Source organism: Phenylobacterium sp., assembly GCF_030679875.1.
Lineage (GTDB): Bacteria > Pseudomonadota > Alphaproteobacteria > Caulobacterales > Caulobacteraceae > Phenylobacterium.
The window spans coordinates 412,315-438,271 of sequence record NZ_JAUXSP010000019.1; the positions used below are offsets into that span (position 1 = coordinate 412,315).

20 protein-coding genes are annotated in these 25,957 nt (G+C 67.4%); 11 read left to right on the plus strand and 9 right to left on the minus strand.

The window, feature by feature from the left end; all coding sequences use genetic code 11:
- Positions 1-649 precede the first annotated feature (649 nt).
- Both Q8K84_RS13130 and Q8K84_RS13135 read right to left on the minus strand, forming a co-directional pair.
- The gene (locus Q8K84_RS13130) at positions 650-3,043 is read right to left on the minus strand and encodes an EAL domain-containing protein (RefSeq protein WP_305283137.1); all 2,394 of its coding nucleotides are present in this window, start codon (positions 3,041-3,043) and stop codon (positions 650-652) included.
- Positions 3,044-3,048: 5 nt separating this feature from the next.
- Positions 3,049-4,509, minus strand: a complete 1,461-nt coding sequence (locus tag Q8K84_RS13135; RefSeq protein WP_305283138.1) for a FecR family protein — start codon at positions 4,507-4,509, stop codon at positions 3,049-3,051.
- A 208-nt stretch (positions 4,510-4,717) separates the two neighbouring features.
- On the opposite strand from Q8K84_RS13135, the gene Q8K84_RS13140 reads away from it, so the two are divergent.
- Positions 4,718-6,322, plus strand: a complete 1,605-nt coding sequence (locus tag Q8K84_RS13140) for a ShlB/FhaC/HecB family hemolysin secretion/activation protein (protein ID WP_305283139.1) — start codon at positions 4,718-4,720, stop codon at positions 6,320-6,322.
- Positions 6,323-6,365: 43 nt separating this feature from the next.
- Here Q8K84_RS13140 and Q8K84_RS13145 read toward each other — a convergent pair whose 3' ends face one another.
- Positions 6,366-8,423, minus strand: a complete 2,058-nt coding sequence (locus Q8K84_RS13145; protein ID WP_305283140.1) for an ATP-binding protein — start codon at positions 8,421-8,423, stop codon at positions 6,366-6,368.
- A 56-nt stretch (positions 8,424-8,479) separates the two neighbouring features.
- A complete protein-coding gene (locus Q8K84_RS13150) occupies positions 8,480-8,707 on the minus strand; it encodes a hypothetical protein (RefSeq protein WP_305283141.1) in 228 nt (75 codons plus the stop codon).
- Positions 8,708-8,932: 225 nt separating this feature from the next.
- On the opposite strand from Q8K84_RS13150, the gene Q8K84_RS13155 reads away from it, so the two are divergent.
- Entirely contained in the window at positions 8,933-10,720 is a 1,788-nt protein-coding gene (locus tag Q8K84_RS13155) for a long-chain-acyl-CoA synthetase (RefSeq protein WP_305283142.1), read from the plus strand.
- Between the two features lie 9 nt (positions 10,721-10,729).
- On the opposite strand, the gene Q8K84_RS13160 is transcribed toward Q8K84_RS13155, so the two are convergent.
- Entirely contained in the window at positions 10,730-12,310 is a 1,581-nt protein-coding gene (locus Q8K84_RS13160; protein WP_305283143.1) for a sensor histidine kinase, read from the minus strand.
- Positions 12,311-12,379: 69 nt separating this feature from the next.
- Between Q8K84_RS13160 and uvrC the strand changes: the two genes are divergently transcribed.
- The 4 genes from uvrC to Q8K84_RS13180 all read left to right on the plus strand — a co-directional run bounded on the left by uvrC (position 12,380) and on the right by Q8K84_RS13180 (position 16,276).
- The gene (gene uvrC / locus Q8K84_RS13165; RefSeq protein ID WP_305283144.1) at positions 12,380-14,239 is read left to right on the plus strand and encodes an excinuclease ABC subunit UvrC; all 1,860 of its coding nucleotides are present in this window, start codon (positions 12,380-12,382) and stop codon (positions 14,237-14,239) included.
- A 67-nt stretch (positions 14,240-14,306) separates the two neighbouring features.
- Positions 14,307-14,576 (plus strand): hypothetical protein, encoded by a 270-nt coding sequence (locus Q8K84_RS13170; protein WP_305283145.1) that lies wholly within the window; start codon positions 14,307-14,309, stop codon positions 14,574-14,576.
- Between the two features lie 20 nt (positions 14,577-14,596).
- Positions 14,597-15,217: a CDP-diacylglycerol--glycerol-3-phosphate 3-phosphatidyltransferase gene (gene pgsA / locus Q8K84_RS13175; protein ID WP_305283146.1), complete on the plus strand. Its 621-nt coding sequence runs from the start codon at positions 14,597-14,599 to the stop codon at positions 15,215-15,217.
- Positions 15,218-15,451: 234 nt separating this feature from the next.
- Positions 15,452-16,276, plus strand: coding sequence for an SH3 domain-containing protein (locus tag Q8K84_RS13180; protein WP_305283147.1), 825 nt, complete (start codon positions 15,452-15,454; stop codon positions 16,274-16,276).
- Positions 16,277-16,331: 55 nt separating this feature from the next.
- Here the strand turns inward: Q8K84_RS13180 and Q8K84_RS13185 are convergent, their stop codons facing one another.
- Positions 16,332-17,228 carry a pirin family protein gene (locus Q8K84_RS13185; RefSeq protein WP_305283148.1) on the minus strand — a complete coding sequence of 299 codons (897 nt, stop codon included), beginning with the start codon at positions 17,226-17,228 and terminating at the stop codon, positions 16,332-16,334.
- Positions 17,229-17,392: 164 nt separating this feature from the next.
- Here Q8K84_RS13185 and Q8K84_RS13190 point away from each other — a divergent pair, with 164 nt between their 5' ends.
- On the plus strand, positions 17,393-17,860 hold the full coding sequence (locus tag Q8K84_RS13190; RefSeq protein WP_305283149.1) for a 2TM domain-containing protein: 468 nt from the start codon (positions 17,393-17,395) through the stop codon (positions 17,858-17,860).
- Positions 17,861-17,873: 13 nt separating this feature from the next.
- On the opposite strand, the gene Q8K84_RS13195 is transcribed toward Q8K84_RS13190, so the two are convergent.
- Positions 17,874-18,542, minus strand: coding sequence for an alpha/beta hydrolase (locus tag Q8K84_RS13195; protein WP_305283150.1), 669 nt, complete (start codon positions 18,540-18,542; stop codon positions 17,874-17,876).
- Positions 18,543-18,642: 100 nt separating this feature from the next.
- On the opposite strand from Q8K84_RS13195, the gene Q8K84_RS13200 reads away from it, so the two are divergent.
- Complete coding sequence (locus Q8K84_RS13200) at positions 18,643-18,891, plus strand: hypothetical protein (RefSeq protein ID WP_305283151.1); 249 nt, start codon at positions 18,643-18,645, stop codon at positions 18,889-18,891.
- Between the two features lie 6 nt (positions 18,892-18,897).
- Positions 18,898-20,229 carry a DUF6880 family protein gene (locus tag Q8K84_RS13205; protein WP_305283152.1) on the plus strand — a complete coding sequence of 444 codons (1,332 nt, stop codon included), beginning with the start codon at positions 18,898-18,900 and terminating at the stop codon, positions 20,227-20,229.
- Here the strand turns inward: Q8K84_RS13205 and rpiB are convergent.
- Both rpiB and Q8K84_RS13215 read right to left on the minus strand, forming a co-directional pair.
- A complete protein-coding gene (gene rpiB / locus Q8K84_RS13210; protein ID WP_305283153.1) occupies positions 20,226-20,675 on the minus strand; it encodes a ribose 5-phosphate isomerase B in 450 nt (149 codons plus the stop codon). The genes Q8K84_RS13205 and rpiB overlap by 4 nt on opposite strands.
- 13 nt (positions 20,676-20,688) lie before the next feature.
- A complete protein-coding gene (locus Q8K84_RS13215; protein WP_300575567.1) occupies positions 20,689-21,186 on the minus strand; it encodes an Lrp/AsnC family transcriptional regulator in 498 nt (165 codons plus the stop codon).
- Between the two features lie 141 nt (positions 21,187-21,327).
- Here Q8K84_RS13215 and Q8K84_RS13220 point away from each other — a divergent pair, with 141 nt between their 5' ends.
- Positions 21,328-24,759 carry an indolepyruvate ferredoxin oxidoreductase family protein gene (locus Q8K84_RS13220; RefSeq protein WP_305283154.1) on the plus strand — a complete coding sequence of 1,144 codons (3,432 nt, stop codon included), beginning with the start codon at positions 21,328-21,330 and terminating at the stop codon, positions 24,757-24,759.
- A gap of 50 nt (positions 24,760-24,809) precedes the next feature.
- Complete coding sequence (locus Q8K84_RS13225) at positions 24,810-25,931, plus strand: NAD(P)/FAD-dependent oxidoreductase (RefSeq protein ID WP_305283155.1); 1,122 nt, start codon at positions 24,810-24,812, stop codon at positions 25,929-25,931.
- Positions 25,932-25,957: the final 26 nt, after the last annotated feature.

Below are 25,957 nucleotides of genomic sequence, written 5' to 3' on the forward strand. Positions count from 1 at the left end.
TGTGAACGCTCCTCGACACCCGCCTAGCGTCGGTAACCCACAAGTTGCAAGAATGACGTTCTACGAAAATGGGTAGATGGTAACGTGACGGGATGTCGCGTCAGGGCCAACGGGGGACAGGCGAGCCCTTCTAGCCCCGCAAATGCATCTCAAACGCGCCTCGAACCGCGAAAGTTCGCCATCAGCCAGGCTCCGAAGTCCCCAGACTGTGACGTCTATCGGGGCCACGCCTCGGCAATCTGCGGCTTCGCAATAGGCCCAGACATGCCGCGCCCGACATTTCGGGCTTGCAACAAACTCGCCTGAGCCCAGATCTTCAAACCCCTGTGAGCGCCCATCAGCCATGCTCGTCTCCCTACCGGAACAAAAGCAGAACTCATGGGGCGTGGCGACTCCATTCAGCGTGAAGCGCGTGTCAAAGAGGCGAGCCGCGCCCTGCGCGTTTCGTAGAACTGGGAACCCCGAGTGCGAGAGGGTCGCTGATACGGGCGAAGGGTCCTCGACTGCCGATCCAGTCCCCGAGTTGGGGTCGCGATACCCCAATGCACACGTTAAGTATGTTGATAATACACCGCAAATCGTCGCATGCGGCGATGCGGCCTCGCCTGATTCAGGCTACGGCGGGGCTGGGGCAGGCAAGTCCGGGTCGTCAGGACGCCGCGGCGTAGGCGGGCGTGGCGGCGGCGGCGTCGAGAAAGGCTGTCAGGCGGGCCAGAGGCAGGGCGGGCGAGATCAGGTAGCCTTGAATGAGATCGCAGCCAAGGTTCAGAAGGATGGCCTCCACGGCCGCGTCTTCCACGCCCTCAGCCACCACACGCATGTTGAGGCTGTGCGCCAGCTCGATGGTCGAGCGCAGGATCAGGCGATCGCGTTCTGTATCCACCGCCGTGGCGATGGTGCGGTCGAGCTTGAGTTCGTCGGCGTCCAGGATCTTGAGATAGGACAGGGACGACAGCCCCACACCGTAGTCGTCGATCGAGATGGCCAGCCCCGCCGCCCGGAAGGCCGCCACGGCCTCGATCGCCGCCTGTGGGTTCTCGATGACGGCGGTTTCTGTGACTTCCAGGCACAGTTCGTGGGCTCGGCCCCGGACGGCGCGCAGCACAAATTCCCTGAAGCTGAGGTCACCCAGGACCCGGCCCGAGACATTGACCGAGACCAGCAGCCGCCGCCCGGCGGCGCGCAGGGTGGCGCTGTCGGCCAGGGCCTGGGTGAGGGTCCATTCCGTCAGCTCCCGGATCGCGCCGGTCTCTTCGGCGGCCGGGATGAAGATGTCGGGTCGGATCGCCCCTCGGGTCGGGTGAGTCCACCGCATCAGGGCCTCGACCCCGGTGATGTCCCCGCTGGCCGCCCGCTTGGGTTGGTAATGCAAAGAGATCTGGCCGTCCGCCAGGCCCTGGCGCAGGTCGCTCATCAGCGAGAGATTCAAGGTCGGGTCCTGGAAGGCCGCCGGTTGGAACATCATCCGCCGCCGGTTCAGGCGCTGGGCCTCGTCGAGGGCTATGGTCGCCTGCTCCAGCAGGCGTTCATGGGTTTCAGCCGGGTTCCAGTCATAGGCCACCCCCAGCCGCAAAAAGGCGTCCACCAGCGCCCCATCCACCTTGTAGGCGGGCTCGAGGGCCTCCAGACAGGCCAGCTCGGCCTCCAGGGCCGGCAGATCGCCGCGGCGCACCACCAGGCCCAGGACCCCCGTGGAGAGATAACCTAGCCGGCTGGCATGAGTGGTCCTCAGCAGGCGCGCGGCGATGGCGCGCACCACCTCATTGGACATCCCGTAGCCAATGGCCGCCCGCATTTGGGCGTAGCGATCGACGCCGAGGGCGATGACGGCCACCGCGCCGGGTTCACCTTGCCGAATCCTCGCGATCTCGCTCAGCAGGGCCCGGCGGTTGGGGAGTTCTGTCTCGGGTTCGTGCATGGCCAGGTGCAGCAGGCCCGCCTCCCGGGCGCGCACAATGTCTTCCCCCCGGCGCGCCAACTCCTGCCGGATGGTGGCGACCAGGCAGAGCGCCTGGGTGAGCAGCAGCGGGGCCACCGGCAGGAAGGCCGGCCCGAGGGCCTGGACGATGATCGGCAGCGCGAGGATCAGCGCCAGCACCAGCATGTGGCGACGGGCCAGAACCTCAAGATTGATCGCGCTCTGGCTGGGACGCAGGCCCAGGGCCACGGCGAGGATAATGACCAGGACGAGCAGAGGATGCGGCCCATTGAGGGCTCTTCCCTGGGCCAGACTCTCATAGGCCAGGGCATGAACGAACACGCCGGGCAGGATGCCGTCGCGCGGTGTGGCCAGATTGTCGCCCAGCTCCAGGGCGGTCGCCCCGACCAGGACCACGCGCCCACGGACGAGGGCCGGGTCAAACCGGTTCTCATAGACATCCTGAAAACTCAGGGTGGGTATTGTCTGGGGCCGGATACCAAAGTCGATATGGAAGGGCGCCGTGCGGCCATGGGGCTCGCCGGCCATCAGGGCGGCCATGGTGGGCCGGTAGGCCTCATCTGCGGCGAAGCCCCGAAGGTATCGCCGGAGTTTCCCATCATCGTCGACGATCACATTGACGCTGGCCAGCAAGGCGTCCTCGGAGAACTCCGCCAGTGGCGCGTTCTCAATCATCTGCGCGTCCCGAGAGTTTCGACGGTCCGGCTGGATGAAGGTCGGCAGGATGACCGTCCCGGGCGCCGCGCCGATGGCCTCGGCGAAAACACGGTCCATCTCCTCTGACGACCGAGCGCTGAAGTCGACGTCGAAGCCGATGAGACGGGCGCCCGCGTCGTCAAGATGTCTCAGGGCCTGGGCATAGCGATCCCGCTCCCACGGCCAGACATCGGCCGCAGCGAGACTTGCGGCGTCGATCTCCACCACCACCAGCTGCTGGCTGGCCGGACGTTGGATCAGTCCGAACCGCTGAGCGGCCAGAGCGTCCTCAACTGGCCGCAGCACGCCGCTGGTCATGGCCAGCACGACCAGAGCCGCAATCAGGCTCACGGTCGCCAGGCAGCGGGCGAGGGCGATCCCCGAGGGCGTGGTGAGGCGCTTCAGCATCAAATTCAGGGCTGGCGGCCCTGGCCTCCGCCGTTGCCATTGCCGTTGTTGGCTCCCGGGCCGGCAGGGACGTTCGCCGGGGGCCCATCGCCATTGCCATTGCCATTGCCATTGCCGTTGTTGGCGCCGGGGCCAGCGGGCGCGTCCGCAGGGGGGCCATTACCGTTTCCGTTATTGGCTCCCGGGCCGGCGGGGACATTGGCCGGGGGCCCATCGCCATTGCCATTGTTGGCGCCGGGACCCGCGGGCACGCCTGCAGGGGGCCCGTTACCATTTCCGTTATTGGCGCCTGGGCCGGCGGGCACGTTCGCCGGTGGCCCATTTCCATTGCCATTGCTGGCGCCGGGACCCGCGGGCGCGCCTGCAGGGGGGCCGTTACCATTTCCGTTATTGGCGCCTGGACCGGCGGGCACGTTCGCCGGGGGCCCATCGCCATTGCCATTGTTGGCGCCGGGACCCGCGGGCGCGCCTGCAGGGGGACCATTACCGTTTCCGTTATTGACGCCTGGGCCGGCCGGGACATTCGCCGGGGGCCCATCGCCATTGCCATTGCCATTATTGGCGCCGGGACCCGCGGGCACGCCTGCAGGGGGACCGTCGCCATTTCCGTTATTGGAGCCCGGACCGGCGGGGACATTCGCCGGGGGGCCGGCGGCGTCGCCATTGCTGGTCGGCGGGGCGGTTGCTGGCGCCGGAGCCGTGGACTGGGCCGCAGACTGCGCTACAGCCGCCATGGAGGCGCTCGCCAAGCTCATGCCAGGCGAGCCCCCGTTGTTCGCTTCTCCAAGGAGACTGTCGGGTCCAGCCTGTGCGCCTGGCGCCCCTGCGGCCATCTCGCGTCCCAGGACTGCGACGGGGCCGGCCACGACGCCCTCGGATAGTTGGGTGTAGTCAAGCGAGGGGAGAATTTGAGCGGCCGGCTCGGGCGTCGCCACGGCCGCGGGGGCGATCACGCCGACCTGATCAGGCTGGTCACGCGCCACGCGACCCGTGACGCCTGCGGGGATATCGTTGGGAATTCCGCCGCCATTGGCGCGGACCTCCACCAGCCCTTCGGCCACATGGACCGAATCGCTGACCGCGCCGACGGCGACGGTGAAGGTGGTGCCCTTGACCACCGCGGCCAGGAGAGGGGTGTCGACGCGGAAGTGCGGCTGAGCCTGCTTGTTCACCTGAAAGACGATCGAGCCGAGATCTTGCATGATCCGGGTCATGCCGGCCGGCTGGCCCGCCGCGACGGTCATGCGACTATTGGGGCCGATCACGATGCGCTTGTCGCCATCGGTGAGCACGGCCCGGGCGCCTCCAGCGGTGGTGATATCCGCGCCGGGGGGGATGGTCAGGTTCGCCGCGCCGACCTTGGGATCTTCACCCGGGACCGATACTCGTACGCGGCCCGTGACCTCGGTCAGTCGCCATTCCGCCGCTGCGGCGGCGCCCGCGCCTAGCAGGAGGGCGGTCGCCATGAGGCCCGCCAGGGTCCGTTTTGCGTAATGCATCTTCTAGCTTCCTACGCCAGACCGCGCTTCGGCGGCTGTGGATCGAAGCTCAACCCTAGTGAGACACAGCTAATCGAGGGCTAATATTTGAACAAAAATATATCGTTAGCGCCCCATTCACCTTCTTGAGGGACCCTGGCTAACCCTACTCACAATCCCGAGGCTGGTGTTGTCTGTGCGTTTGGCTCTGCGTCGCGCGACGCCTGTCCTGATTTCCGTCGCAGCGGTACTGACCGCAGGCTTTGGCGGCGGTCCTGCAGACCTGGCTCTGGCCCGGGCCAATGATGCGGCCCGAGAGGCCCCGGAGCCTGAAGGGGTGGCGGAAGGCCGGTTCGTACTGACGGGACTGACGATCGATGGGGTGAGCGCCTATCATCAGGGCGATCTTGCGCCCCTTTACGCCAATGCCCTGGCGACCGAGATCGGCGTTTCAGACCTGGCCGGAGTCGCTCAGGCCCTGACCGATCAGTATCGCAGGGACGGCTACTTTCTTGCCCGCGCGGCCACCCCGCGGCAGGTGGGCGCGGAGGGGCACGCCCGGCTGGTCGTCTATGAGGGCTATGTGGGCGAAGTGGCCTTCGAAGGCGACGCGGTGCCTGCGGTCGGCGCCCTGCTGAGCGATATCGTCGACATTCGCCCCCTGAAGCTGGCCGATCTCGACCGTCGCCTGGCCCTGGCCAATGACCTGCCCGGGATCAAGGTGAGCGCGCGACTGGAGCCGGACTTTGATGATCCGGCCCGACACCTGCTGGTGGTGACCACGCAGCTCCGCCGGGTTGAGGGGCAGGTCTACGTGGACAACCGCGGCGGCGCTCAGGCGGGGCCATGGCAGGTCTACGCCCGCGGCGCCGTCAACTCCACCATGCGTTCCGGCGACCAGTTGGGGGTGGGGGTGCTGACGACGCCGGGTCCCGCGCCGCGGTTCACTCAGGTGGATATCTCCTATGGCGCGCCCCTTCCCGACGGCGGCCAGCTGCGCGGCGCGGTCGCCGCTTCCAAGGCTGACGGGGATGCCGATGGTCTGGCCGCGGCCCTGGGAAATGAGAGCCAGTCGGCCAGTCTGCGAGTTTCCGCGCCCCTAGTCCGACGCCAGGACAGGTCCCTGTGGGTGCAAGCCCAGGCCGATGTGCGACGGGTGGAGCAGAACTGGACGACGGCCGACCTGGTGGACGAACTGGCGGTGGCCCGTGTCGCGGTCCAGGGGGAGCGCCGGAACGACGGCGCCTACTCCACGGCGTTCGTCCAGGTCAGTCGTGGCTTTGGCGGTCTCGGCGGCGAGCCTCGGGATGGCCGCACCCGCTGGGACGCCGACGGCCGGTTCTGGAAGCTGTACGCCTATGGATCACACTACCGGGACCTGGGGGCCAAGGCGGGCCTCTTTGTCACTGCGTCCGGCCAGTGGTCTCCTGACCCTCTGTTGTCCTCTGAGGAGTTCGCGGCGGGCGGACTTCCGGTGGGGCGCGCCTATGACTACGCCGAGATCATGGGCGATCGGGGAATTGCAGGCTCGGCCGAGCTCCGGGTCGGCTGGGACCCACAGCTGCGGCCCCTGACCTTCGTGCAGTCCTACGGCTTCATCGATGGGGCGAAGGTCTGGAACTACAATGCCGCCCCAGGCTGGGGGGACATTGACCTCGCCTCTGCAGGCGCCGGCGTCCGGTTGGTGTTTGAGGAACGGCTGAGCCTGCGTTTTGAGCTCGCCAAGCCCTTGACCCGTAAGCCCTCCACCCGGGCCAACAAGGGACTGCGCGGCTTCATCTCCCTGTCGTCCAGCTTCTGAGATCCGAGAGCCCGCCTCACTGATTTGAGCGAGGCCCGGCGAACTAGGCTGCGGCGGGGCCCTGGCCTTCGGCGACCCTCTGCAGGACCGCGATCAGGCGCTCGGGCTCAATGGGCTTGGGCATGTGAAGGTCCGCCCCGGCCGCCAGGCTCGCCGCCTGATGCTCGGGCAAGGTGTTGGCGGTGAGCATGACGATGGGGGTCCGGCCTTTGTGGGCGGCGTCTTCCCGGGCGCGGATATTTCGAATGGCGGTCAGGCCGTCCATCACGGGCATCTGCATGTCCATCAGCACCATGTCGAATGGCGCTGTCTCAAAGGCTTGGCAGGCCTCCAGCCCGTTTTCGGCCAAGACCAACTCCACGTCGAACTCAGCCAGCAGAACCTCGACCACCTGGCGGTTCACCGGATGGTCGTCGGCCACCAGGATGCGCAGGGGGCGGTTGGCGGGGATCTCCCGCGCACGCGGCTCGGCCTGCGTCGCGTCCTCGGCAGGGGGAAGTGAAATATCGACCCAGAAGCTGGCGCCGTCGCCAGGGCGCCCCTCGGCGTCAATCTCCCCGCCCATCAGCTCCACCAGCTCCCGGCTGATCGCCAGACCAAGGCCCATGCCGCCAAAGCGGCGCCCGATGGAGGCGTCCCCCTGGGAGAACCGCTTGAACAGCTCCGCCTTCCGGGCTGGATCAAAGCCCATGCCGGTGTCGTCCACCTTCAACCTCCAGCGTCCATCGGGCAGGGGGGTAAGGCTGACGCCGATCCTGCCGGTCTCTGTGAATTTGATGGCGTTGGTAAGCAGGTTGGCGAGAACCTGCTTGAAGCGCACCGGGTCGCCCATCACCCGGGCTTCGGCCTCCGGCGCGATGGCCAGGTCGAGGCTCAGCCCCTTCTCCAGGGCCCGAGGGCGCAGCAGCGTATCGATGGTGCGGGCGGCCTCGGCCAGATTGAACGCCTCGGAACTGATGCGGACGGCGCCGGACTCCATGCGGGCCACATCCAGCAGGTCCGACAGCAGCCGCTCCAGGCTGATCCCCGAGGAGCGGATGATCTCCACCATATTGCGCTGAACGGGGGTGAGCGTGGTGGATTCCAGTGCGGCGGCCACAGCGCAGACCCCATTCAGGGGGGTGCGGATCTCATGACTCATGTTGGCCAGGAATTCGGTCTGGGTGCGCTGGGCCTCCATCTGTCGCCGCCAGGCCGCGCGGCCTCGGGCGACCATCACCGCGCCTACCGCGCCGAAAGTGAGCAGGACCGCCAAGATCGGCAGGACGGAGTTTCGGAGCAGCAAGGCGCCAGGTCTCTGCGGCGTCCAGGCCAGGATCAGAGGGGCGTCTGAGCCCAGCACATCCATCCGCACCTGCGCGTCGCCCGGCTTGAGATGATCCTGCCCCAGTGCGGTGCGCAGATCGTTCAGCTGATAGCGCGCTGCGAGGAGATCAATGGAGACCTCGCGAACCGGCAGGACAGTGAGCATGACCAGTCCACGATCCTCGCGAGGCATGGCGACGCCCGTGTCCGGCTGGATCAGGGTGGCCGTGGCCAGGACATTGCCGCCATCCACGACGGCGAAGCCGCTGGCCTGGATCGGCGCAGGCATGGATTCCCAGGGCGCGGTCGCGGCGCTCAAGGGGGCGCGCGCCAATTCCGCGGCTCTGACGTCGGCCAGGAGGCCCTCGAAGATCTCGGTGGTCGCCTCGTCCAGGGCGGCGCGGGTGCGCCCCCGTCGGTGGTAGAGGAGCTGATCCTGGGGATCGAGGACCGTCAGCTCGCTGAACTCAAAGCCCAGGGCGTAAAAGTCATTGAGGTTGGCGTCGGCCCAGGCGAGGTCTCGGCGGTTGTCGAGAAAGTCGACCACCTCGTCCCAGGTGGTTTCCGTCACCATGGCGGCTTCGACCTCGCCGATGGCTGAGACGAGGCCCTGGCGCACCAGTTCCTCTTCGCGTGCGAGGGTGCGACTGTCGACGCCGCGGCTCCACAGCACCAGGCTGAGGACGAAGACGGCCATCGCCGCCAGGGCGATCGCCACGGCGGGGGCCAGCAGGTTGCGATTGCTGAGGCCACGCATCTCGCTGTGCTCCAGTCCCCCGACGGTCTCCAGAGGCAAGCTTTCCCAATCCACAAATCAACGTTAGATGAAGTAGGGTGTCGGGTGACGCAGGTCTAGTCCTGGCGATCTCGGGAGCTGCGGGCCTCGACCGGATCTGCGGCGGGCCAGATGCGGACCGCGATCGCGGCGGTCAGGGAGCCGAGGATGGCGACGAGGGCGCCGAGCGCCTGGCTCTCGTTCATACCCGTCGCCAGCAACCGGCCGGTCATAGCGCCTGAAACAAAAACAAGGCTGGCGGTGCCCCACTCGGCCATGCCTTGCGAAAACAGCCCTTTGAGCATGTTGATCTCCCACCTTCTGCGGTCGGCTCAGCATCGCGCAGAACGCCCTTAGACATTCCTTACAAGGGCGGAGCCTGCGGCGTCGGGACGCAGCTTGGCGAACGTTCCGGGCGCGGGCGCGCCGCAGGGAGGGCCGCCAATTAGGGCATGTTCATCTTTTAGGCCCGGTGCGGCTTGACCCGCCACGGAACCGACCGCCAAGGTAGGCGTATTGAGGGGGTGCTTATGCGTTTGAAAGCCCGGCTAGGACGTGAGTTGCGGTTTATGCGCAAGCTCCGACGCACCCTGACTCGGGTGAAGTCCATCGCGCCAGATTCGCCCAACCTCATCTGTGACGACCTGCAGGCGGCGGTGGATCAGTGGCGCGACCGTCCGGCCATGACCTTCGAAGGTCGGACCGTCACCTATGCCGAGCTGGACGGCATCGCCAATCGCTACGCGCATTGGGCCAAGGGTCTGAATCTGCGCCGCGGTCAAACGGTCGCCCTCTTCATGCCCAACCGGCTGGAGTACTTTTGCGTCTGGTACGGGCTATCCAAGGTCGGCGTGATCACCGCCCTGATCAACAATCAGCTGACCGGCGCGGCCCTGGCTCACTGTCTCAACATTTCCGGCGCCAGCCACTGCATCGTCGACCCGGAAACCTCCCCGGCCTTCGAAGAGATCAAGGACGGGCTCGACACCCATGTCCAGCAGTGGGTGCTTGGCGAGGCGCGCAACGAACAGCGCGACCTGATCCAGGCGCTGAAGAGCTGCAGCCAACTGCCCCCTGATTGCGGTGTGCGCGAGGGGATGACCGCGCAGGACACCTGCCTCTACATCTATACCAGCGGCACGACTGGCCTGCCCAAGGCCGCCCGCATCACGCACGTTCGGGCACAGCTGTACATGCGGGGTTTCGCGGGTTCCACAGGCGCTCGAGAGAGCGACCGGATCTATGTGGCGCTGCCGCTCTATCACGCCACCGGCGGCCTTTGCGCCCTGGGAGCGGCCCTTCTGAATGGCGGCTCGGTGGTGCTGAAGAAGAAGTTCTCGGCCACTCAGTTCTGGCCGGACATCTCGACCGAGGGCTGCACTATGTTCGTCTATATCGGCGAGCTGTGCCGCTACCTCGTCAACCATCCCGAGAGCGAGGTTGAGACCCGGCACAAGCTGCGCCTGGCCTTCGGGAACGGCCTCCGGCCCGACGTCTGGCCCGTGCTCAAGAGCCGGTTCCGCATTCCCGACATCCTGGAGTTCTACGGCTCCACGGAAGGCAATGTGTCGATGTTCAACTTCGACGGGAAGGTCGGCGCCATCGGGCGGGTGCCGCGCTATCTGCGCAAGCGTTTCAACTTCCGACTGGTCCAGTTTGACGTGGAGAACGAGATCCCCGTCCGCGGGCCCGACGGCTTCTGCGTCGAGTGCGGCCCCGGGCAGATCGGCGAATGCCTCGGGCGCATTACCGGCGACGCCCGGGCCGAGTTCACCGGCTATGTGGACAAGGCCGCGAGCGACAAGAAAGTGCTTCGGGACGTCTTCGAAAAGGGCGACGCCTGGTTCCGCACCGGCGACCTGATGCAGCAGGACGCCGAGGGCTATTTCTACTTCATCGACCGGATCGGAGACACCTTCCGTTGGAAGGGCGAGAACGTTTCCACCAATGAGGTCTCAGCGCGGTTGGGCGAGGCGCCTGGGGTGCTGGAGGCCAACGTCTATGGGGTCGAGGTCCCTGGGGCTGACGGGCGGGCTGGCATGGCCGCCCTGGTCACTGACGAGTCTTTCGATCTGGCGGCGTTCGCCGATCATGTGGGTCGTGAGCTGCCGCCCTATGCGCAGCCGCTGTTCCTGCGGATGATGCCGGCCATGGAGACCACCGGCACCTTCAAGCAGCGCAAGGTCGACTTGGTGAGCGAGGGTTTCGATCCGGCCAAGGTCAAGACCCCGATGTATTTCAGGGATTCCGACAAGGGCTATGTGAAGGTCACCAAGACCGTGTTCACCAAGCTGGCCGCGGGCGCCTACCGACTCTAGCGCCAGGGGTCAGGCGGCTGCTTCGCCGGACCCCTGCGTCTGCAGGCGCAGGCGCAGATGGCACTTCAGACCGTTTTCGTCGAAGTCCAGCCGGGCTTCGCCGCCAATATCACCCTGCAGGCTGCGCTCGATCAGCCGAGACCCGAATCCCTGGCGGCTCGGCTGAGAGACCTTCGGGCCGCCCTCTTCTGACCAGGTCAGATCGATGCTCGGCCCCGCGCCCTCATCGCGCAGCCGCCAGTGAACGCGGACACAGCCCTCCGAGCTGGACAGCGCCCCGTACTTGGCTGCGTTGGTCACCAGCTCATGGAAAACCAGCCCTAGGGTCAGGGTTTCGGGGGCGGACAGGGAAACGGGCGGCCCTTCCAGCTGATAGCGCTCCACCCCGTGCGGGCGCAGCTCCATCAGGATGACCTCTTCCAGCGAGGCGCCCTGCCAGACCGACTGGGTCAGCAGATCATGGGTCGCCGACAGGGCCAGCAGCCGGGCCTCGAAGGATTCCCGAAAAGCCGCCGGGCTCGTGGTGGTGCGCAGGGTCTGGGCGGCGATGGCCTGGACCGTGGCCAGGGTGTTCTTCACCCGGTGGTTCAGTTCATCGAGCAACAGTTTCTGCTGGCGCTCCGCCCTTACCCGGTCGGTGACGTCGCTGCCTTCCACGAAGACACCCCATGGGGCGCCGCGGGCGTCCAGGATGGGCTGATAGATGAAGTCCACAAAGCGCTCTTCCGGGGGGTGATCAATCTGCCGCTGCAGCATGACGCTGGCCGCCTGGCCGATATAGGGCTGGCCGGTGCGCATGACCTCGACAAGGATGTTCTGAAAGACCTGGCCCTCGAGTTCCGGCAAGGCTTCAATCAGCGGGCGGCCAATGACCGCGCGCCGGCCGATGAGGCTCTGATAGGCGTTGTTCACCAGCCGGAAGACAAAGTCGGGTCCGATCAGCACGGCCATGAAGCCTGGGGCCTGCATGAACAGATTTCGGATCTGATTGGTCTCTTCAAGCAGGATCAGGTTTGTCTCCTGGAGCTCCTGGGCGCGTTGATAGAGTTGGGTGGCGCTCTCGACAGGGGCCTCGACGGGGGCGCCTGAGGGACCGAAGGCCATGTCCTTCAGGCGCTGGACCTCAGTGACGTCCACAGTGTTTTGCAGGACATAGACGGTCTGGCCCTGGTCATCGAACAGGGGCGTGTGAACGGCGGACCAGAAGCGCATTTCCAAGCCGCCGCCCAACGAAACAGGCAGGGGGATAGCGTAGGGAATCAGCGCCAGGGTGTCGGATTGACCGGTCGCCAGAACCCGTTCGAGGGAGTCCCGGAGCCGTCGCCCGCCCTCACCCGCATTGGGAAAAAGATCGAAGATGTGGCGGCCGATCAGCTCGTCCCGTGACCGCTCTGTGGTGCGCTGATAGGCGAGATTGGCTTCGACGAAACAAAGGTCGCGGTCCAGCACCATGTGCGGACTCGGCAAGGTGTCGAACAAGGCTCTGAAATCGATCTGCAGCAAAGCTATGCCCCCGTTTCTGGTGAGGTTTTTCACCGGGGAAGCGATCCACAGGCGCATGTGGGCCATAGCGGGCGGGGCCCGAGACATCAACAATCTCGTCCGCGCGCTAACGCCGCGCCTCTGGGTCTGACGGAGAGAGTCGCCTATATCGGCGCTATGGCTGAACGCGACGCCGCGCCCTTCATCGGCGCCGCCCTCATCAAGGATCACGTAAAACGCCTCCCCGACGCGCCCGGCGTCTATCGCATGGTCGGCGAGGATGGGGAGGTGCTCTATGTGGGCAAGGCTCGTTCGCTCAAGAAGCGGGTGACCCAGTACGCCCAGGGCCGCTTTCACACCCAGCGTATCGCCCTGATGGTCGACCTGACCCGGTCGATGGAGTTCGTCACCACCCGCACCGAGACTGACGCCCTGCTGCTCGAGATCAATCTGATCAAGCAGCTGAAGCCCCGGTTCAACGTCCTCTTGCGGGACGATAAGAGCTTTCCTGAGATCGTCATTCGGCGGGACCATGACGCCCCCCAGCTGCGCAAGCATCGCGGCGCGCACTCGATCAAGGGGGACTATTTCGGCCCCTTCGCCAGCGCCTGGGCGGTGAACCGGACCCTGAACACCCTGCAGAAGGCCTTCCTGCTGCGGTCGTGTTCGGACAGCGTCTATGACAGCCGGGCCCGGCCCTGCATGTTGCATCAGATCAAGCGCTGCGCCGCCCCCTGCACGGGTCTGGTGTCGCTCGAAGATTACAACGCACTGGTGGACGAGGCCGAGGCCTTCCTGAGAGGCAAGAGCCGCGCGGTGATGGCCAAGCTGTCGGCCGAGATGCAGACCGCCTCGGACGAGATGGAGTTCGAGCGCGCCGCCCGCCTGCGCGACCGTATCCGCGCCCTGGCCTCGGTGGCCCAGGAACAGCAGATCAATCCCGAAAGCCTGGAGGAGGGCGACATCATCGCTCTGCACGGCGAGGGCGGCCAGGCCTGCGTCCAGGTCTTCTTCTTCCGCGGCGGCCAGAACTGGGGCAATCGGGCCTACTTCCCCCGGGTCGACAAGAGCGACGAGGCGGCCGACGTCATGGCCGCCTTCCTGGGTCAATTCTATGAGGACAAGCCGATCCCCAAGCTGATCCTCACCAATGTGGAGCCAGCTGACCGCGACCTGCTCTGCGAGGCCTTCGCCCTGAAGGCCGGCCGCAAGGTGGAGATCCTCCAGCCCCTGCGCGGGGAAAAACGCCAGCTGGTGGAGCACGCCCTGACCAACGCCCGCGAGGCCCTGGGCCGGCGGATGGCCGAGAGTTCGGCCCAGTCCAAGCTGCTGATCGGGGTCTGCGAGGCCTTCGGCCTGGACGCCCCGCCCGAGCGGATCGAGGTCTATGACAACAGCCACATCATGGGGACCAACGCCGTCGGCGGCATGGTTGTGGCCGGGCCCGAGGGCTTCCTCAAGAACCAGTATCGCAAGTTCAACATCAAGGGGACCGACCTCACGCCGGGCGACGACTACGGCATGATGCGCGAAGTGCTGCGCCGCCGCTTCGCCCGGATGGTCAAGGACGAGGAGGCCGGCGACGCCGCCCCGCGTCCCGATCTGGTGCTGATCGACGGCGGGGCCGGACAGCTGGCGGCGGCTCTGGAGATCATGGCCGACCTGGGCGTCGACGACATCGCCGTGGTCGGCGTCGCCAAGGGGCCGGACCGGGACGCAGGTCTGGAGCGGTTCTTCATGGCCGGGCGTACGCCCTTCATGCTCGAGCCCAAATCGCCGGTGCTCTACTACCTCCAGCGCCTGCGCGACGAGGCTCACCGTTTCGCCATCGGCAGTCACCGGGTTCGCCGGGCCATCGATATGAAGAAGAACCCCCTGGACGAGATCGAAGGCGTCGGCCCGGGGCGAAAACGAGCCCTGCTGCACGCCTTTGGCTCGGCCAAGGGCGTGTCGCGGGCGTCTGTGGAGGATCTGGCCAAGGTGGACGGAGTCAGCCAGGCCCTGGCCCAGCGGATTTACGAGCGTTTCCGCAAATAGGCGCCCCATTGCCTGCGGGTCAGCTATGCTCGCGGTCAACCCGTGGATTATCTGTACGGAGACGCGCTTGCTCCTTCGCCTCAGCCTGATCGCCGCCGCCGCGACCGCCGCCCTCTCCGGGTCGGCCCTGGCCAGCTCGCCCGACGCCTGGGCGGATTTCCGCACCGAGGTGCGTGGCGCCTGTCTGGCCGCCGCAAGGGCCCAGGGTATGAGAAACCCCGAAGTGGTCACCCATCCCTTCGGCTCGCCATCCTATGGAATCGCTGTCCTGCGGGAGGGCGATGACAAACGCATCTGCGTGTTCAACAAGGCCACCAAGGCCGTCGAACTCACCTGAACGACAATTCAAGGCCCGTGATGAAAGCCCTCCCGAACATCCTGACCTCCATGCGCCTGGTGCTGGCGCTGTTCATGTTCGTGGCCCTGGCCACGGCGGCAGGCGCCACCCCCTGGGTCAGCGAGCGCCTGACCCTTGAGGCGCAGTTCGCCCTGCAGCGGTGGGCCTTCTACGCCTTCGTGGTGGCTGCGGTGACCGACTGGTTCGACGGCTGGCTGGCGCGCAAATACGATGCGGTGACGGTCTGGGGCTCGATCCTCGATCCGATCGGCGACAAGGTCCTGGTCTGCGGCGCGGTTCTGGGTCTGATGTCGCTCGGCCCCCACCCCCTGGTTCTGCTGCCGGCCGGCCTGATCCTCTTCCGGGAGTTCACGGTGAGCGCCCTGCGCGAGGTCGGCGCCGGCAAGGGCGTGGTCCTGCCTGTCACCATGCTGGCCAAGTGGAAGACCGCCCTGCAGATGACCGCGCTCGCCGCCGAGCTGTTCGTGGCCAGCTGGGGCGCGTTTGGCCTGCCGCACACGCCCGAACTCCTGGGTCCGGCGAGCCTGGTGGCGCACACCCTGTTCTGGCTGGCGGCCCTGGTGACGGTGATCACCGGCGCCCAGTACTGGGAGCAGACCCGCAAGGCGCTGGCGGAGTGAAGGACGGCGGGCGGGGCGGTCGCGCCGCAGTAGACGGGCCGGGCGACCGGTCCAGCTGCATCAGGCGCACCAGCATCGCGTCTCCGGTCATCCGCAGCATCATCGTGTCTCTCCCGGCTCAGATCAGCCTCAGATAATGAGAATGAATCGCATAAACGGTCAAGGGTCAGCTTTGCTGTGGAGCTAATGGCGCCGCGATGCGTTATGCTGGCCTAACAACGAAGAGACAGTCCCATGCGCCCTATCGCCTATTCACTGGTCGCCGCTCTCGCCCTCTCATCCGCCCCTGGGCTGGCCTCGGCCCAGGCGGCCGGAACGCCGCTTGGCAACTTCTTCAACTGTGACGCCAGCGGTCAGCGCCAGGAAACGGGCGCCCTGCTGGGCGGCGTCGCCGGAGCTCTGCTCGGCAGCCAGGTCAGCAAGAACGAACGCGCCCTGGGCGCGGTCCTCGGCGCTGGTCTGGGCGCCGCGGCCGGGTCCTGGATCGGCTGCCGCATGCAGGTGAGCGAACAGCAGCGCGCCCGCACCGCCTTTGAGGCCGCGCTGAACACCAATCAGAGCCAGACCTGGAACGATCCCACCACCGGATCCACCGGCCGGGTCGATATCCTCAACGCCAATTACGGCGGCGGCGCGAGCGCTGGCGCGACCTTTGGCCAGCCGACCTCGGCGGCGAACCTGCGCTTCAGCGGCCGGGCCCAGCCCCTTCGGACCTCGTTCGAGCCGACCAACGCCCAATACACGACCCGCAACACCGTCAATATGCGCGCCTCGCCGACGGCCAACGCCGCAGTGGTGGGCCAGCTTCGCGGCGGCCAGACCTTCAACGTCGCTGGCCGGGTGGCGGGCGACCGCTGGCTGCTGGTGGAGCAGAACGGCTACATCGCCGGCTATGTCGCCGAATGGGTGGTCCAGCCTGTCGCCAGTGGCGGCGGCTATGCCAGCGTCAACTGCAAGGTGATCCAGCAGACCATCCAGCCCCGCATGGGCCGGGCCACCACCGAGCGCTACACCGCCTGTCCGGAAGCCGGCGGCGGCTGGCGTCTCAGCGCGGCCTGATCTGATCTGACCGCAACGACCAAGGCCCGGGGTTTCGCCCCGGGCCTTTTTTGCGTCACGACATGGGATTGGCTTCCGGCGGCGGATCGCCGGGCAGGGGGATGAACTCGCCGTCGTCGGCGTCGGGCAGCTTCATGCGGCCGGCCCGCCAGTCGGCCTTGGCCTGCTCGATCCGGTCCTTGGAAGACGAGACAAAGTTCCATTCGATGAACCGCTCGCCCACCGGCTCGCCGCCGAGCAGCATGACGATCGCGTCGGTGACCGCTGTGAACAGCACCGGCTGGCCAGGGGCGAAGACCAGCATCTTGCCCTCGCCATAGGTGTGGCCGTCCACTTCCACCTCGCCCCGGGCGACATAGGCCGCCCGCTCGGGATATTCAGCCGGCAGCTGCCCGCGGACGCCGGCCGGCAGGGTCCAGTGGACGTAGAACAGCGGCGAATGCACGGGGACCTTGGACTTCGCGCCAAAGGCCTCACCGGCGATCAGCACAGCCTTCAGCCCGTCGGCCTCCGCATGGGTCACAAGGTCCTCAGCGCCAAAGTGAACGAAGCTGGGGTCGATCTCCTCCTGCGCGTTGGGCAGGGCCAACCAGGCCTGGATGCCGTCCATCCGGCCCCCATGGCTGCGCAGATGCTCGAAGCGCTCCGAATGGGTGATGCCCTTGCCCGCCGTCATCCAGTTGACCTCGCCGGGCTTGATCTCCTGCACCGCGCCCACGCTGTCGCGGTGGGTCATCTGGCCATCGAACAGATAGGAGAGCGTCGACAGGCCGATATGCGGATGGGGCCGCACGTCAACATTGCCTGGAAAGCCCGGATCAAACCGCGCTGGCCCCATGTGGTCGAAGAAGATGAACGGCCCGACCATCCGTCGGCGCCCATAGGGCAGCACCCGCCCCACCTCAAAGCCCCCGAGATCCTTGCGGCGCTGGTCAATGACGAGATCGATCATGGGCGGCTCCAGTAAGGGTTGAGGATAAGAACATAGGGACGCCACCCGGCCTTGTCGCCCTGCCGACGGGTGCTGTCAGGTCGTTGACGGGGGGCTGTCGTGGCGGCTGAATGCGCCAAGGCGGCAGGTTCGGAGCGATCGCCGACAAGGGGAATGGGCGCGTGTTGATCCAGAAACTGAGGTTGCAGCGGGGCTGGTCACAGGAGCAGCTTGCCGAAGTGTCCGGGCTCAGCGTGCGCACGGTCCAGAGGCTGGAGCGCGGCCAGACGGGCAGCCTGGAGTCCCTGAACGCCTTGGCGGCGGTCTTTGAGATTGAAATCTCCCAACTCTCGGAGCCCGACATGGACAAGCCCAGTACTGAGACCGTCAGAACCGACGAGGCCCTGGCCCTGGCCCAGGTGCGCAAGCTGAAGGGGTTCTATGTCCACCTCGCACAGTACGGCGTCGTCATCCCCTTCCTCGCCCTGATCAACCTGATCGGCCAGCCGGGCTATTGGTGGTTCGTCTGGCCCGCGCTCGGCTGGGGGCTGGGCGTGGCCGCCCATGCGGCGTCGGTGTTCGACATCTTCCCGTTCCTGAACGGCGACTGGGAGAAGCGGCAGGTCGAAAAGCGCCTGGGCCGCGAACTCTAAGGCGCGGCCGCCCCTACTCAGCCCCGCGCAGCGCCCGCGCCAGGAAGTCGCCGCCCAGCCTCAGGCCGGTCTCATCGATGCTGTGGCCGAGGCCTGGGGCGGTGTGGGTGGTGATGTCGAAGTCCAGGGCCTGGAGGTCCGTCTTCGCCTGTCCCAGGGCGGCGAAGGGCACCATGGTGTCGGCGTCCCCGTGGACCAGCAGCAGGGGCGGCCTGGTCTTCATCTCAGACTGCAAGGCCTCGGCGTCGGCCAGCATCCCGGAATAGCCGACCACGCCGGCCAGGGTCTCGGGGCGGCGGGGGGCGACGTGCAGGGCCATCATGGTCCCCTGGCTGAAGCCCACCAGGGCGACCTTGCTGTTGGGCAGGTCATGGGCGGCCCGGTGCATGTCGATGAAGGCGTTCACCAGGGGTGCGGCCTGGCGCACGCCGGCGGCCCGACTCTCCCGTCCGAGGTCCGTGAGCGCCCACCACTGATAGCCGCCCGGCGCGGCGGGGCACGGCTCTGGCGCATTGGGGGCCATGAAGGCGGTGTCGGGCAGGGCCTCTCGCCAATAGGGGACAAGCCCCATCAGGTCGGCGCCGTTGGAGCCGTAGCCGTGCAGCAGGATCACCAGCGACTGCGGATCGCGGCCGCTGGCCGGGGCGGCCATGGGGCCCGTAAGGCGGGTCAGGTTGCTCATGGGCCGGTGGTGAGACAAACGGGCGGCCTGGTCAACATCGACGGGACGGTGGCTGCGACGCCGCCTTGCCAACGGGGTGCTTTTCCGCGTTCTAGGGGGGATGGGCAAATATGATCCTCTGCGGGAACACCTGAAACGCCAGCAGGCCGACGAGTTTGTGCTCAGCTTCGCAGAGATTGAGCGAAAGCTCGGGGCCATGCTGCCCAACAGCGCCAGTCGCCCCCAGTGGTGGGCCAATATCACCGAGGCCGACACGTCCCACGTCCAGCGCGAGGCGTGGCGGGCCGCCGGGTTTGACGCCTTCCTGATCGCCGGCGAGGACCGGGTCCGCTTTCGCCGGGTGGGGTGAGACGCGATGGCGCGTCGCCCCGCAGGCGGGAAGAAGGCCCTCTCGGAGGCCAATCTGGCGGCCCTTGGGGCTGAGCGGCTGGCCGCCCTGCTGATGGAGACGGCGGGCCCGGCCCTGAAGCGGCGCCTGCGGATGGAGCTGGCCGCCGAGACCGGCGCCGCTGACCTGGCCTTTGAGCTCGACAAGCGCCTGACCGCCCTGGAGGCCAGCAAGACCCGGGTCTCCTGGCGCAAGCGGCCGGAGCTGCTGGCCGAACTGAAGATGCTCCTGGCCATGATCGTCGAGCGGCTGGCGGGGCTGGAGTCGGCCCTGGCGCTCGACCGTCTGGTCGCCTGGTTTGATCTCTATCCGTCGCTGACCCGCCGGGTTCAGGACCCCAAGGGGGAGCTGGCCTTAATCTTCGACGCGGCCTCAAGCGATCTGGCCGCCCTGGCCTCGCAACTGGGGCCAGAGGTCGCCGGACCGCCTTTGAGCGAGGCCCTGGCCACACGGCTGAGCGAGTGGGCGGTGTGGATCGGTCGCGGCGCCGGGGCGCTCAGCCCGGGCCTGGCGCGGCGCCTGCTGGTCGATCTGACGTCAGGCAAGCCGCCGCCCACTGGACGCCTGGCCCTGGTGGTGCGCCGGCTCGCCGACCGGGCCGGCGACCCGGACGCCTGGATCCTCTCCCTGTCCGAGACCGACCGCAAGAAGCCGGACATCGCCGCCGAGATCGCCCGGCGCCTGGCTGATGACGGCCGGGCAGGCCCGGCTCGCGAGGCCCTGGAGGCCGCCCGTGGCTCAAACCCTCAAGCCCGCCCGGCCCGGGGCAAGGCCGCCGGACCCGAGCCGCAGAGCGAGACCTGGTACGCCGCCGAGATCGCCGTCCTGGAGGTCGAGGGGGACGTCAGCGCCGCCGATGCGGCCCGGTGGCGGCTGTTCGAACGTAGCCTCTCGCCAGACGCGCTACGGGCGCTGGTGGCGAAGCTCGCAGACTTCGAGGACGTGGTGGCGCTCGACCGCGCCTTCGCGATCGCCGCCGCCCACGGGGACCTGATGCGGGCCCTGGCCTTCCTCATGGAGTGGCCGGCGCATCGCGAGGCCGCGGCCTTGATCCTGAGGCGAAGGGCGGAGCTGCGCGGGTCCTGGAATGATCTGCCGGCCTGGTCCGAGCGGCTCTCGGCGCGTCATCCGCAGGCCGCCCTACTTCTGGTGCGCGCCCGGGGCCTGGCCCTGCGCCGCCTGGGGGCCGGCTTCAACGACGAGCTGGCCGACCTGATCGTGGAGGCCGAGTCCCTGGCCGTTGGCCTCACTGATCCGACCATCCCCAGCCACGAAGCCTTCCTGGCCGAGCTTCGCTAGGCTTCCAGGGCCTTGATCATCGACACCCGCGCCGCGTGACGGCCGCCTTCGAACTCGGCGCCCAGAAAGGCGTCGACGATTTCGAGGGCCAGGCCTTCGCCCACCACCCGGGCGCCGAGGGCCAGCATGTTGGCGTCATTATGCGCCCGGATCATGCGAGCCGAGAAGGTGTCGGCGCAGACGCCGCAGCGCACGCCCTTGACCTTGTTGGCGGCCATCATGATCCCCTGGCCGGTCCCGCACACCACGATGCCCAGCGCGCAGTCGCCGGAGGCGACAAGGCGGGCGGCAGCCTCGCCGTGCTTGGGATAGTCGGTGCTCTCTGGGGTGGTGGGTCCGATGTCGACCACCTCCCAGCCTTTCGCCGCGACATGGGCGGCGATGGCCTGGCGCAGGGGGATGGCGGCGTGGTCGCTGGAGAGGACGATGCGCTGGCTTGCGGTCATGGGCGGCGCGCTCCTAGCCCTGGCTGCTCACATAGGGGCTGATCAGGCCGAGGGGCGCGGCCGTTGTGTTCTTCACCGCGCGGATGACGATGCGGCTTTCGATGTTGGAGACGAGGCCCAGCGACAGAATCTGGTCGCGGAGGAAGTTGTCGAAGGCGTGCATGTCCCGGGTGACGATACGCAACTCATAGTCGGCGGAGCCGGTGACGGTGGCGCACTGGACCACCTCGTGCAGCTTGGTGATGGCGGTCTCGAAGGCGTCAAGATTATCGCGGGTCGGCAGGGACAGCTTGACGGTGCAATAGACCTCGAAGTTCAGGCCCAGGCGCTCGCGGTCCAGGATGGTCACCCGGCGCTGGATGACGCCGGCGTCCTCGAGGCGTTTGATGCGGCGCCAGCAGGGGCTGGAGGACAGTCCGACCCGCTCGGCGATCTCGGCCACCGACAAGCCGGCGTCGTGCTGAATCAGATCCAGGATCTTGGCATCAACCGCATCAAGGGTCTCAGGCACGCTTTTCTCCCCGATTTTCCGCATATGCGCCCGTTTCGTGCCCTGGAACCGGATGTGAGGGGCACGCCTTAGGTAAGCAATTGCGGCGTTCTTATATGATCTTGCAAGCCTACAGGGAGCCCCAAAGGGAAAGATATTGCGATGCGGCACACAGAAGTGACGCTCGACGACAAGTTTCTGCTCAACGAGGGTCGGGTTTTCATCACCGGGGTCCAGGCCCTGCTGCGGGTCCTGATGGACCAGCGACGGCTGGATGAGGCGGCGGGACTCAGCACGGCGGGGTTCCTGTCGGGTTATCGCGGCTCGCCGCTCGGCGGCCTCGACCAGCAGGCGCACCGGGCGTCCAAGCATCTCGACGCCGCCCAGGTGGTGTTCAAGGAGGGGCTGAACGAGGACCTGGCGGCCACCGCCGTCTGGGGCAGCCAGCAGGCCAACCTCTTCCCCGGCGCCAAGTACGATGGCGTGTTCGGCATGTGGTACGGCAAGGCGCCGGGCGTCGACCGCACCGGCGACGCCTTCAAGCACGCCAACTTCGCCGGGACCTGGGCCCAGGGCGGCGTCGTCGCCGTGGCCGGCGATGACCACAACTGCAAGTCCTCCACCCTGCCGTCCCAGTCGGAGTTCGCCTTCCAGGACTTCGAGATGCCGGTGCTTTCGCCGGCCGATGTGCAGGAGGTGCTGGACTACGGCCTGATGGCCTATGCCATGTCGCGCTTTTCCGGGCTGTGGGTCGGGCTGATCGCGCTCGCCGACACCATGGATTCCGGCATGACCATCGATGTGGCGCTCGACCGCCACCGCTTTGTCCTGCCCCGCTTCGACATGCCGGCGGGGGGCCTGGGCATCCGGCTGAAGGACCAGCCGATGGACAAGGAGCGCCGGCTCCGGAGCTACAAGATCCCAGCCGCCCTGGCCTTCGCCCGGGCCAATCGGATCGATCGGGTGACGCTGGCCTCGCCCCGCCCGCGACTGGGCATCGCCTGCCAGGGCCAAGCCTATAAGGACGTGATCGAGGCCTTCGCCGCCATGGGGATCAGTCCGGCCCAGGCCGCCGACCTGGGGGTCTCGATCTACAAGATCGGCATGCCCTGGCCCCTGGAGCCCACGGGCTTGCGCGCCTTCGCCGCCGGTCTCGAGACCCTGATGGTCATCGAGCACAAACGTCCCCTGATCGAGGGCCAGGCCCGCGCCGCCCTCTATGACCTGCCGGCCCAGGCGCGGCCGAGGATCATCGGCAAGACCGACGAGCAGGGCCATCCCCTGCTGTCGGATCTCGGCGCGCTTTCGGTGGCCGAGGTGGCGCTGGCCATCGCCGACCGTCTGCCGCCGGGTCCGCACATGGACGGGGTCTATGACTATCTGAACCGGGTCTCGGCCGCCGGCGTGGCCGCCGTCAGCCTATCGTCGGACCAGCAGCGCAAGCCCTTCTTCTGCTCGGGTTGCCCGCACAACACCTCGACCCGCCTGCCGGAAGGCTCCCGGGCGCTCGCCGGCATTGGCTGCCACTACATGGCCAGCTTCACCGATCCCAATACCGACCTCAACAGCCACATGGGCGGGGAGGGGTTGAGCTGGGTCGGGGCCGCGCCGTTCACCACGGAAAAGCACGTCTTCGTCAATCTGGGTGACGGGACCTACAACCACTCTGGCTCGCTGGCCATCCGGGCGGCGGTCGCCGCGCAGGCCAACGTCACCTACAAGCTGCTGTTCAACGACGCCGTGGCCATGACCGGCGGCCAGGCGGCCGAAAGCGGCTTCACGCCGGCCCAGATCACCCGCCAGCTGGCCTCGGAAGGGGTCGCCCGCACGGTCATCGTCGCCGATGACCCCAGCCGATACGACGGCGTCCGCGACCTGGCGCCTGGCGTCGAGGTCAAGCCGCGGGCCGAGCTGATGGCGGTTCAGCGGACCCTGCGCGACACGTCCGGTGTCACCGTCCTGCTCTATGACCAGGTCTGCGCTACTGAGAAGCGCCGGCGGCGCAAGCGTGGCAAGCTGGCCGCGGCTGAGCAACGGGTGATGATCAATCCCCTGGTCTGCGAGGGCTGCGGCGACTGTTCAAAAGCCTCCAACTGCGTGTCGGTGGAGCCGCTGAACACCGAGTTCGGCCGCAAGCGGAAGATCAACCAGTCCACCTGCAACCAGGACTATTCCTGCCTGGACGGCTTCTGCCCCTCCTTCATCACCCTGGAAGGGGCCGAAAATCCCCACGCCGCGCGCCTGCCGGCGCTCACGGCCGACTCCACGCCCCTGCCGACCTTCGAGCCCTCGCCGGGGGTGCGCAACATCGTCTTCACTGGCGTCGGCGGCACGGGCGTGACGACCACCTCCTCGATCCTGGCCATGGCCGCCCATGTGGACGGCAAGGCGGCTTCCGTCGTCGACATGACCGGCCTGGCCCAGAAGGGCGGAGCGGTGTTCAGCCATGTCCGCATCGGCGAGGACGAGACGAGCATCGTCGGCGGCCGCACGCCGGCGGCCAGCGCCCATGTGTTGATCGCCTGCGATGTCATGGTGGCGGCGGGCGCCGACGCCCTGGCCCTCTACGCCAAGGACCGCACCGTCGCCTTTGGCAACGCCGACCTGTCCCCGACGGCCGACTTCGTCACCGACCGGGACGTGCGGTTCGACTCCGGCGGCATGGCCCGACGGATCGCGGCGGCCGCCAAGGCCTATGACGAGACCCCGGCCCATCACATGGCTGAGAGCGAACTCGGCGACGCCATCTACGCCAACATGATCATGCTGGGCTTCGCCTGGCAGAAGGGGGTGATCCCGATCTCCAGCCGGGCCCTCTATCGCGCCATCAGGCTCAACGGGGTGGCCGCCGAGCAGAATCTGCAGGCCTTCGAAATGGGCCGCCGGGCGGCTCACGACCCCGCCAGCCGTGGCCGACGGGACGCCGATGTGGCGACACCCGAGACCCTTCCGCTGCCAGAGCTGATCGCCCACCGCACCCGAGAGCTGGCGGCCTATCAGAACGCGGCCTACGCGATGCGATATCAGGCCCGCGTCGAGGCCATCGCCCACACCGAGGCGTCCCTGGGGTCGGAGACCCTGACCCGGGCGGTGGCCATCAATCTCTACAAGCTGATGGCCTATAAGGACGAGTATGAGGTCGCCCGCCTCTATGCCGATGGCCGCTTCGACGCCTATCGCAGCCAGAGCTTCCAGGGGGGCAAGGCCAAGGTCTGGCTGGCGCCGCCGATCCTGGGCGCCAAGGATGATCAGGGCCATCCCCGCAAGATCGCCTTTGGCGGCTGGATGCTGGCGTACGGCTTCCCGGTGCTGGCGAAGCTCAAGGGGCTGCGAGGCACGGCGCTCGACCTGTTCGGCTATTCCGAGGAACGCCGGATGGAGCGCGGCCTGATCGAGGGCTTTGAGGCCGATCTCGACAAGATCGCCCGTGATCTCACGCCTGAGCGCCTGGCCCTGGCCGTCGAGATCGCCCAGGTCCCGCAGGACATCCGCGGCTTTGGCCACATCAAGCAGGCCTCGGTGGGCCCGGCGATGGCCAGGCGGGCGGCCCTGTGGGCGCGGTGGGACAAGGCTGACGCGCAGGTCAGCGCCTGAACGGCGTGAAATCCGTTTCCCTTCGCCCCCTCGCGCGGTAGCCAGAGACCATGGCTGAATTCGATTTCGACGCCCTGGTGGTGGGAGCTGGCGCCGTGGGCCTGGCCTGTGGTTACGCGCTCGCCCGTCGGGGTCTGACCGTGGCGGTGCTGGAGGCTGACCTGGCCATTGGCCAAGGAGTCTCCTCGCGCAATTCCGAGGTGATCCACGGGGGGCTCTACTATCCCACCGGCTCACTGAAGGCCCGGCTCTGCGTGCAGGGACGGCGGATGCTCTATCCGTTCCTGGAAGCCCGCAACGTGGCCTTCGACCGCTGCGGCAAGCTGGTGGTGGCCAATGGGCCGGAGGAGGTCGCCCGGCTCGAACCGATCCTGGCCCAGGCCAAGACCAACGATGTCGAGGAGATGGCCCTGCTCACCAAGGCCCAGGCCCTCGCGTTGGAGCCGGACCTGTCCTGCGACGCAGCCCTGATCTCGCCCCAGAGCGGGGTGTTCGACAGCCACGGCTACATGCTGGCCCTGCAGGGTGAGATCGAGGCCGCGGGCGGCGCGGTGGTGGTCTCCACGCCCTTCGAAGGCGCCGAGCCCATGGTCACCGGCGGCTGGAAGGTGCGGGCCGGCGGGGCCGAGCCGACAACGCTCACTGTGCGTTTGCTGATCACCGCGCCGGGCCTCTCAGCCCAGGCGGTGGCGGGCCGTATTGAGGGCTTTCCCAAGGCTGAAATCCCCAAGGGCTACTACGGCAAGGGGCGCTACTTCCGCCTGCAGGGCAAGGCGCCCTTCGCCCGGCTGATCTATCCGCCGCCGATCCCCGGCGCGCTCGGCACCCACTATCGCCGGGACCTGGGCGGGCAGGCGGTGTTTGGCCCGGATCTGATCTTCGTCGATGAACTCGACTACAGCGTCGAGCCGGACGCGGCGCAAGCCGTCTACGCCACGGTGCGCAGGTTCTGGCCCGCCCTGCCGGATGAGGCCCTGAGCCCGGACTATGCCGGCATCCGCCCCAAGCTGCACGGCCCGGGCGAGCCCCATTCGGACTTCCGGATCGACGGACCTGAGGCCCATGGGGTCGAAGGCCTCGTCACCCTGTTTGGCATCGAAAGCCCTGGCCTCACCTCTTCCCTGGCGATCGGGGAAGAGGTGGCCAGTCGGTTGGGGCTCGCGCAGGCGTAGCCCACGCCCCCCATCATCATGCCGGT

Excerpts from the sequence above, each read along its gene's own strand:
- rpiB (WP_305283153.1), bottom strand. The coding sequence starts at position 20,675 with ATGACCGCAAGCCAGCGCATCGTCCTCTCCAGCGACCACGCCGCCATC.
- Q8K84_RS13195 (WP_305283150.1), bottom strand. The coding sequence starts at position 18,542 with ATGAGCAACCTGACCCGCCTTACGGGCCCCATGGCCGCCCCGGCCAGC.
- Q8K84_RS13220 (WP_305283154.1), top strand. The coding sequence starts at position 21,328 with ATGCGGCACACAGAAGTGACGCTCGACGACAAGTTTCTGCTCAACGAG.
- uvrC (WP_305283144.1), top strand. The coding sequence starts at position 12,380 with ATGGCTGAACGCGACGCCGCGCCCTTCATCGGCGCCGCCCTCATCAAG.
- Q8K84_RS13185 (WP_305283148.1), bottom strand. The coding sequence starts at position 17,228 with ATGATCGATCTCGTCATTGACCAGCGCCGCAAGGATCTCGGGGGCTTT.
- Q8K84_RS13160 (WP_305283143.1), bottom strand. The coding sequence starts at position 12,310 with ATGTCTCGGGCCCCGCCCGCTATGGCCCACATGCGCCTGTGGATCGCT.
- Q8K84_RS13225 (WP_305283155.1), top strand. The coding sequence starts at position 24,810 with ATGGCTGAATTCGATTTCGACGCCCTGGTGGTGGGAGCTGGCGCCGTG.
- Q8K84_RS13205 (WP_305283152.1), top strand. The coding sequence starts at position 18,898 with ATGGCGCGTCGCCCCGCAGGCGGGAAGAAGGCCCTCTCGGAGGCCAAT.
- Q8K84_RS13150 (WP_305283141.1), bottom strand. The coding sequence starts at position 8,707 with ATGCTCAAAGGGCTGTTTTCGCAAGGCATGGCCGAGTGGGGCACCGCC.
- Q8K84_RS13135 (WP_305283138.1), bottom strand. The coding sequence starts at position 4,509 with ATGGCGACCGCCCTCCTGCTAGGCGCGGGCGCCGCCGCAGCGGCGGAA.
- Q8K84_RS13200 (WP_305283151.1), top strand. The coding sequence starts at position 18,643 with ATGGGCAAATATGATCCTCTGCGGGAACACCTGAAACGCCAGCAGGCC.
- pgsA (WP_305283146.1), top strand. The coding sequence starts at position 14,597 with ATGAAAGCCCTCCCGAACATCCTGACCTCCATGCGCCTGGTGCTGGCG.
- Q8K84_RS13130 (WP_305283137.1), bottom strand. The coding sequence starts at position 3,043 with ATGCTGAAGCGCCTCACCACGCCCTCGGGGATCGCCCTCGCCCGCTGC.
- Q8K84_RS13155 (WP_305283142.1), top strand. The coding sequence starts at position 8,933 with ATGCGTTTGAAAGCCCGGCTAGGACGTGAGTTGCGGTTTATGCGCAAG.
- Q8K84_RS13180 (WP_305283147.1), top strand. The coding sequence starts at position 15,452 with ATGCGCCCTATCGCCTATTCACTGGTCGCCGCTCTCGCCCTCTCATCC.